2 protein-coding genes are annotated in these 3861 nt (G+C 42.6%); both read left to right on the top strand.

Annotated elements, in window-relative coordinates:
* Nucleotides 1-1973: RHS repeat protein (locus SAPGRDRAFT_RS21370; protein WP_002656616.1), on the top strand; the 1973-nt coding region annotated here is incomplete at its 5' end.
* Nucleotides 1960-2592, top strand: a complete 633-nt coding sequence (locus tag SAPGRDRAFT_RS01520) for a hypothetical protein (RefSeq protein WP_002656614.1) — start codon at nucleotides 1960-1962, stop codon at nucleotides 2590-2592. The genes SAPGRDRAFT_RS21370 and SAPGRDRAFT_RS01520, both read left to right, overlap by 14 nt.
* Nucleotides 2593-3861: the final 1269 nt, after the last annotated feature.

The following is a 3861-nucleotide window of genomic DNA, read 5'->3' as shown; positions in this document are numbered from 1 at the left end:
TGGCTCGAGAGGGGATGGGTTCAGGTAGTTATGCTAGTGCGTATCAGTATGATCAGTTGCATCGGATTGTTTCGGCCTCGAATTACTATGTTTATCCTGGAGGGAATTGGAAAGATGGGTCTGTAGCGTCTAATACAACGGCTTATGGGAGTAGTTATAGCTATGATGCGAATGGAAATATCTTGAGTTTATCGCGTTATGCCGGAGGGAATCAGATAGATGATTTAAGCTATCATTATATTTATGATGTTGATCCTGCACAATTGCCAGAGGTTTCTAGCCAAGCTATAGGGCAGTTGTATAATAACCAATTACAGTATGTGACGGATGGCGTAGGGGCGTCAACGGTGGGCGATTTGACTAGTCAGCCGGGACAAGATGGGGCCGTAGCTTTGTATTCACAGAATTATGTGTATGACGAAATCGGCAATTTGGTTCGAGATAGCTCGGAGCAGATGGAGGAGATAGTCTGGAACGTACAGGGTAAGGTGCAAGAGGTTCGTTTTGAGGCGGGCAAGCCGGGCCCCTCGGTCTTGCAATATGAGTACGACCCCATGGGTAATCGCTTGGCCAAGAAGAAATTGTATGTAGATGGTCCTGCGGATATTCGGTCAGAGGGGCAGTATTATGTCCGTGACCCGCAGGGGAATGTGCTGGCGGTTTATCAGTACAATGAAGAAAATATTGCGCTGGTCGATGACAAAGATAGCTTGTATTTAGAGGAGCTGCATTTATATGGCTCGGCCCGTTTGGGAATCTTGAAAAAAGCCTTAGCTTTAAGGTATCGGGATGAGTCGGGCACGGCTAATTGGTCTATTAGAACATTAGCCAAAACGGCTTTGGCGCAAAGCAGCTACCAGCAACTAGAGCTGGGCCGCCGCCGCTACGAGCTCTCCAACCACTTAGGCAACGTACTGGCCACCATAAGTGATAAATCTTTGGGCCAAGACAGTAGCCAAACTGGGCAGGCAGATTATTATTTGGCGCAGGTTTCTTCGGCAAGCCTATACTACCCCTTTGGTTGGGAAATGCCTGGGCGCAAGTTTGTGAGTGGGGAGGGGTATCGTTTTGGGTTTAATGGGAAGGAAGGAAATCCTGAGATTGCAGATGGAAATCTTGACTTTGGCGCAAGAAATTATGATGGGAGAATTGGCCGCTGGTGGTCTGCGGATCCTTTACAATCGAAGTACCCTGGAATGAGTCCCTATAATGGCATAGGGATCAACCCTATAATTTATGTTGATCCTGATGGACAAGATATTGTATATTTTGATATGGATGGGAATGAAATTGGAAGAACTGTGACTAATAAAGTTCATGAAACTTACCTTATTAGAATGGTAGAAACAGAATTTGGATATCCACGTCCTGAAGTTATAGAAGCACCAATGCCTAATGTGATAGAAAAACGTGTAGGTAGTGGAACAAGGGGAGATATTAGTAAACGAAAAGATTGGACAGATGCTCAGAAGTGGGATCATGTTATAGCAGCAGAGACAGCTATTTTTAATTACAAGAAAAATCAAGGAATTCTTGAGCTTTATTCTAGAGGAGGAAATAAAATCCCTGTTTCTGAGACGAAGAAAATTCCTGATTTAGACCCTACTCTTATAAAGTCTTTAGCCGTACAAGAATCAGGAGCAGGTATTCTTGGCGTTTCAGATTTACTCACAGTAAATCATCCTGGTGATTGGAACACAACTTATTCATTGAAAACTCCTATTGGATTAAAAAAGGATCAGGAAGTAACGGAACAGGAATCTATCTATTTCGGAATTCGGATTCTGGCTTCCAATGGTTTTACTACCAAAGTGAAATCTTATTATCCAAAAACAGAAATGGACTATAAGTTTGATTGGGATCAAGCTATTGAGAAGTTTGGACCAGGAGGGGCTAAATATAAAAATGATGTAAAAACTCAGGTCGAAAATTCTAGAAAAGCTAAAAATAGTGATTATAATGAAGGTGATTAAAGTTGTCATTTTGTTAATAAGTGTAGTGTTACTTATTAATTCTTGTTTGATCTTTAGTTCGAAAAAAGAAACCACAACAACCTATGATTTAAAACCTTATGAAGAGCCCAGCCATAGCCGATTTATAGAAAATGTTATTTCACTAGATACCCTTCGGACCTTAATTGGCCTTGATAATCAAGCCGAAAAAATGCAGGAGCTTAAAAAGACTATTTTAACGCAAGGGATGCTAAATCACTGGTATTACATAGAAAATGAAGATAGCTTGTACAATAACTTTTACCTTAATTATCTGGGTGATTTAATTAGTCTGCAAGAAGATACCCTCAGCTTTTTTTCAGAGATAACGATGAATTCAAGAACTAGACTAGTGGTTCGCATGTACTCAACGCTCGAAATTTTTAAAAATAAAGAATACATAGGCCGATATTCTTTTTATGGAATTGATATCGTACCAAAAGGTATAAAAAACAAATCTGTACTCCTCTATAGAAACTTTGAAAGTTGTTCGACTAAAATGAGTTATATTGACTTTAGCTCAGGGATTCCTCAAGGAGATATTTTTATTCCATGTAGAGATAATGAAGGCGATTTTTTTTCTATAGAACAAGGTTTATAGGAGCTGCTTTCATTTATGTTTTTGGGCCTCCGCTGCGGCTTCGCCTTGCGGCGCTACGTTCGGCAGCTCGCTGTTCGCTCGGCCCTGCGCAAAAAACAAGTTTTTGCTGGGTCTGCGGCTTTGCCGCACTGCCTACCATCGCTAGGCCGTTTGGCCTTCGGCCATGGCGGCGAAGCCGCCTGCCATTCATCGCCTAGGGACAAGCCCCTAGGCTAATCCCATGGAGTCAGCCCTAAAGGGCCTCAAATTATGATTTACGGCTTTGCTCTGTTGTGATTGCAGAGAAGGGCCATATCCAAAGGCCCTCGCAGAGGGCTGTCTAAAAAAGCTAGCCTAGGGGCTTGTCCCTAGGCAGCAAGAAGGGCAGACACAAAATTTTAATATTAGTCCCCTCAACTTTTTCTTGGGAGTTATGAGAGGGGAGAGAGGGGAGAGAGGGGAAGAGAGAATAGATAAGAAGTTTTTTATATGAAAAGGAGGTATTAGGTTTTTCGGTCCTGCGGCTTTTTATTAGTCCCTCAACTTTTTCTTGGGGGAGTTCTAAAAAAAAGGAGAGATAAAGAAAGCGGCTTTTAGCGGCTGGGTAGCTTTGGGCTGAAGCTTAATGGGAATCTACAAGTAGAAAAAGCGAACAAGGACTTTAGTCCGTCAGTTCGCTCAGGTAATAACCCTGGGCTTCAGCCCAGGGCGGTAAGCATAGCAATTGTTTTTACCCCTGTATTTTTTTGTGTGGACTTGTTTGGGGCCCATGGGCTGAAGCCCATGGTTGTGGGTCTATGCAAACTGGCGGGCTAAAGCCCTTGTTTGCTATAAATGATAAAGCTGTTTATTACAACTCATTATGGGCCGATGGTTTCAACCTTCGGCTCATTTTTATTGTGTTTAGTATGGCCGCATTTGTTTGCTGTAGGTTTCAACCTACAGGGATGATAAAATACCATTCATCGCCTAGGCTAACCCCATGGAGTCAGCCCTAAAGGGCTTCAACTGCTCATATATCTGGCCTTGCTCATCTGTTTTTGCAGAGAAGGGCCATACCCAAAGGCCCTCGCAGAGGGCTGTCTGAAAAAGTTAGCCTAGGGGCTTGTCCCTAGGCAGCAAAAAGGGCGCATACAAAATTTTAATATTAGTCCCTCAACTTTTTCTTGGGAAGTTCTAAGAAAAAAGAGAGATAAAGAAAACGTCTTTTAGTGGCTAGGTAGCTTTGGGCCGAAGCTTAATGGAAAGCTAGAAGTAGAAAAAGCGAACAAGGACTTTAGTCCGTCAGTT

This window comes from Saprospira grandis DSM 2844, assembly GCF_000275825.1.
Classification (GTDB): domain Bacteria; phylum Bacteroidota; class Bacteroidia; order Chitinophagales; family Saprospiraceae; genus Saprospira; species Saprospira grandis_A.
Note: the sequence above shows the minus strand (reverse complement) of the source record. Positions and strands in the feature narration are given on the sequence as shown.